Source organism: Cupriavidus sp. 05T313 (genome assembly GCF_056396665.1).
Genome location: NZ_JBFTLX010000702.1, coordinates 1 through 372, shown reverse-complemented (window position 1 = coordinate 372; position 372 = coordinate 1). Strand labels below are relative to the sequence as shown.

The window sequence follows — 372 nt, the reverse complement described above, 5'->3', positions numbered from 1 at the left end:
GGCCATGGAGCTCGCCTGCCAGCGCCTCGAGGGCGCTTTCACCCTGCTGGCCGTGCACGCTTACCAGCCCGACGTCGTCGTGGCCGCCCGCCGTAACTCACCGCTGGTGGTGGGCCTGGGCGAGGGGGAGAACTTCCTGGGCTCGGACGTGTCCGGGTTCATCGACTACACCCGCCGGGCGGTGGAACTGGGCCAGGACCAGATCGTCACGATCACTGCCGATTCCGTGGAGATCACTGATTTCTATGGCAACCCGGCCTCCGGGTTCATCGACTACACCCGCCGGGCGGTGGAACTGGGCCAGGACCAGATCGTCACGATCACTGCCGATTCCGTGGAGATCACTGATTTCTATGGCAACCCGGCCTCCGG

Annotated in this window: 1 pseudogene; it reads left to right on the top strand. The window is 65.6% G+C overall.

The features are described from left to right. Positions 1-372 (top strand): annotated as a pseudogene (locus AC1DKD_RS42460) (hypothetical protein); the annotation flags it as partial.